Raw genomic sequence first — 3,981 nt, forward strand, 5'->3', positions numbered from 1 at the left:
TAAAGTGTACCCTATAGAGTAGACACCAAAAAAAGTCTACCTATAGGGTACTTTTTTGTATAATTAAGAAACACAACTAGAGATAACATGGAGACGGGGAAAATAATGAGTAAAAAGATATTCACAGAGAAAGAGATCAAGCAGCTATCAATTAATAAATACGTTAAAACAGTAAGTTCAAAAGGAATCACTTATACAGATGAATTTAAACATATTTTTATTTCTGAAAAAGAGAAAGGAAAGTTAGCGAGAGAAATATTTGAACAATGTGGGTTCGATGCAGAGGTTTTGGGGATGGAGAGAATTTATTCAGCGAGAAAAAGATGGCAAAAAGCATACAAAAATAACGGGATAATCGGTTTACGTGACACTAGGGCAGAAAACTCAGGACGCCCCAGAGAAAAGGAACTTACCCTAGAGGAGAAAAATGCTCGTTTAGAAGCACAAATTACCTTACTAAAAGCGGAAAATGAACTATTAAAAAAGATTCGTACTGCAGAAAGGGGGATGAGGAAATAGAGCTTCTCCCTAGCCAAAAATATATTCTTATTCGGTCAGTGATTGAAAAGTATCAACTGAAAAATATGGTTAGTTACCTTTGTACTCTGGCTGGTGTCTCAAGAAGTGGTTATTATAATTATTTCTCGTTTGAATCACAAGAAAGAAGAAAGCTAAAGGATAAAAAAGATGAGGCCGTAAAGGAAATCATTTTAAAAGCCTTCCATTTTAAAAATCGTAAGAAAGGGGCACGTCAAATCAAAATGACTTTGGCGGGTCAATTTAATATTGTCTACAATTTGAAACGTATTCGCCGAATCATGAAAAAGAATGACATTATTTGCCCTATTAGAAAAGCAAATCCTTATAGACGAATGATGAAAGCTACAAAAGAACACCGTGTTGTACCTAACCTTTTAAATAGACAATTTAAGCAAGGAGTTCCAGGAAAAGTACTCCTTACAGATATCACATATCTATATTACGGTAAAGGAATGAAGGCCTACTTATCAGCCATTAAAGATGGTTCGACTGGAGAAATCTTAGCCTACCATTTATCGGACCGTATAACCTTAGATTTAGCTACAGATACACTCAAGAAGTTAAAGAAGAACAAAAACTTTATGAAAGCAAAAGATGCCTTAATTCACTCGGATCAAGGTGTTCATTATACAAGTCCAATCTTTCAAAAAGCAGTGAAGAAATTAGGGTTACGCCACTCTATGTCAAGACGAGGAAACTGTTGGGATAACGCCCCCCAAGAGTCATTCTTTGGCCATCTTAAAGATGAAGCCTCTATTAAAGCATGTACAACATTAGATGAATTAAAAAAAGAAATAAAACAATACATGTGTGACTGCTAGAATAAAGTGTACAGTTTTTGCTTGATAAGATGAAACGCTTATTTACCCAAATATACCAGCAAAAAATATCAACCTATCACTGTAAAATGATCATAGTTCATACTTGCAGTGGAGGTTAGCGAAGGTGGATAAGTGGGAAATGTACATGGAGATAAAGCAATTATTAAAGCAAGGATTTAGTCAGACAAAGATAGCTGAAAAGTTAGGGGTTTCTCGAACAACTGTTTACAGGCACTTAAAGAGATCTCCTTCGGAGATGGCGGAATGGGTTGATTCTCTTCAGTATAAAAAGAAAAAATTAGATCCATATAAAGAACTGATTTTATCTTGGTTGAGAATGCATCCGGATATGTCAGCAGCACAAGTTTATGATTGGCTTTTAGAGAAATATAAAGATCTAACTGTTGGAGAAAGTACAGTAAGAACATATGTAAAAGCATTAAGAGAAGAATACAAAATAAATAAGGAAACATCTCCTCGAATGTATGAGGCAATTCCTGATCCCCCAATGGGAGAACAAATGCAAGTAGATTTTGGTCATACGAGACAAAAAACTGTTGATAATAAGGAAGCCAAACTCAACTTTATAGCTTTTGTCTTATCACATTCTAGACAAAAGTATAAAGAGTGGTTGGATAGACCATTTACAACACGGGATGTTATACAAGCCCATGAGAACGCGTTTAAATGGTATGGAGGAATGACCAATGAGATCGTTTATGACCAAGATAGTTTAATTGTTGTTAGCGAAAATGGTGGAGATCTAATTTTAACTAAAGAATTTCAGCAGTATAGAGAATCCAGAGGAATAAACCTTCGGGTTTGTAGAAAAGCTGACCCTGAGAGTAAGGGAAGAATAGAAAATGTAGTTGGATTTATCAAACAAAACTATGCCAAACATAGAGTGTTTCATAACATCGACTCTTGGAATGAGCAAGGATGGGAATGGCTGAACAGAACGGGTAACTATAAAATACACAATACAACAAAAAAGAGACCATTCGAAGTGTTCCTCCTGGAAAAGCAACACTTAAAACCAGTCTCCCAAAATATAGATATTCAAAATAACTATGAGATAAGTATAGCAAGATGTGTTCATAAGGACAATACTATTCGTTACCAATCTAATCGGTACTCTCTTCCACTTGGAACTTATAACAAATATGAAAAAGTATGTATCAAGGAAACGGAGACTAAAGAATTAGTTATTTATATACCTGATACTGGCGAAATTATTGCAAAACATTCAATTCCCGAAGGGAAAGGGATGTTAATAAAAGATAAAAAACATAGTAGGGATCGTACAAAAGGTGTTGGAGCATTCATTAATACAGTGGCTGAGAGATTTGAAGATAAAGAACTAGCCTTTAAATATTTAGAGAAGGTTAGGGAAAAAAATCCTCGTTACATTAAAGACCAGTTGCAAATCATCTTGCGCGAAACAAAAGGTATCGATAACGAAGTACTGACTAAAGCGTTAGCAGAGTGTTTAAAAAGGAAATTATACAGTGCAACTGATTTTGGCGATATCATTGCATATGTGAAACGTCAGCGCCAGGTACATGAAACAGTTATTGATAAAAAGAAAGAAGTTAAGACTTTGAACAGGCTATCAGAATGGGTTTTAGAAACAGAAGCATACAAAAGAAAAGTAGATACTTACACGGTTTTAATGGAGGTTGAATAGCGATGAGCCAAATCCAACAATTACAAGACATAATGAAAGGGTTAAGACTCGTTGAAACTGCCAAGCATCTCCCCCATTTGATCAGAGAAGCTGAGCAAAAAGACCTTTCATTTACTCAATTCCTGTTAGATGTCACTTCTTATGAGCAAACTCGAAGAGAAGAAAAGCAACTAAACAACCGATTAAAGTGGGCAACTTTTCCTTTCAGCAAAACACTTGAGGAGTTTAATTTAAAAGAACAAAAGTCTTTAAGCAACAAACAACTAAATAGATTAAAAGATTTAACTTGGATAGAACAGCTGTACAATTTGACTTTATTAGGGCCACCAGGTGTAGGTAAAACTCACCTGGCCGTAGGCCTAGGAATAGAGGCTATTAACCAAGGGTATAAAGCGATATTCACATCAATGGGAGATTTAATTCATAACCTGAAAACAGAAGAAATCACACGAAAGTCAAAAGCAAGAATGAAAAGAATTAGAGAGGCTGATTTAGTCATAATAGATGACTTAATGTTTATGGCAATGGATCAACAAGAAGCTAATATGTTCTTTCATTTAATTAATGACTTGTATAATCAGTCTTCCATTATCTTGACCTCTAATAAGGCACCAAAAGAATGGGGAGAATTATTGGGTGATCAAGCTATAACAACAGCAATTCTAGATAGGATTCTTCACCGAGTAGAAATCATTCATTTAAATGAAGATAGTTATCGTATGAAGCATCGTTCTACCATATTTGGGGAACAAAGTGTTTCAAAATAACGAGCAAAAATTGTTTCATTCTACTTGACGGTCACAACATGATCTATTACAATCACTATAGATATCAATGGAATTTAAAAAAGATGACCCCTGTTCAATACAGAGATCATCTTCTTAAAACTGCCTAGGCTTTTTTTAAAATGTCCTTTACAAAGGGTACACTTTA

2 protein-coding genes and 2 pseudogenes are annotated in these 3,981 nt (G+C 34.8%); all 4 read left to right on the top strand.

The window, feature by feature from the left end; translation table 11 throughout:
* Positions 1–105 precede the first annotated feature (105 nt).
* A pseudogene (locus QY97_RS19955) lies at positions 106–1,349 on the top strand (IS3 family transposase); the annotation flags it as partial.
* 136 nt (positions 1,350–1,485) lie between these two features.
* Positions 1,486–3,048 (top strand): IS21 family transposase, encoded by a 1,563-nt coding sequence (istA, locus tag QY97_RS11050; protein WP_016205450.1) that lies wholly within the window; start codon positions 1,486–1,488, stop codon positions 3,046–3,048.
* Between the two features lie 2 nt (positions 3,049–3,050).
* Positions 3,051–3,815, top strand: coding sequence for an IS21-like element helper ATPase IstB (gene istB / locus QY97_RS11055; protein ID WP_039231347.1), 765 nt, complete (start codon positions 3,051–3,053; stop codon positions 3,813–3,815).
* A 38-nt stretch (positions 3,816–3,853) separates the two neighbouring features.
* Positions 3,854–3,943: pseudogene (locus QY97_RS21145) on the top strand (IS3 family transposase); the annotation flags it as partial.
* Positions 3,944–3,981 lie beyond the last annotated feature (38 nt).

It is taken from the genome of Bacillus thermotolerans, from assembly GCF_000812025.2.
GTDB lineage: Bacteria > Bacillota > Bacilli > Bacillales > Domibacillaceae > Quasibacillus > Quasibacillus thermotolerans.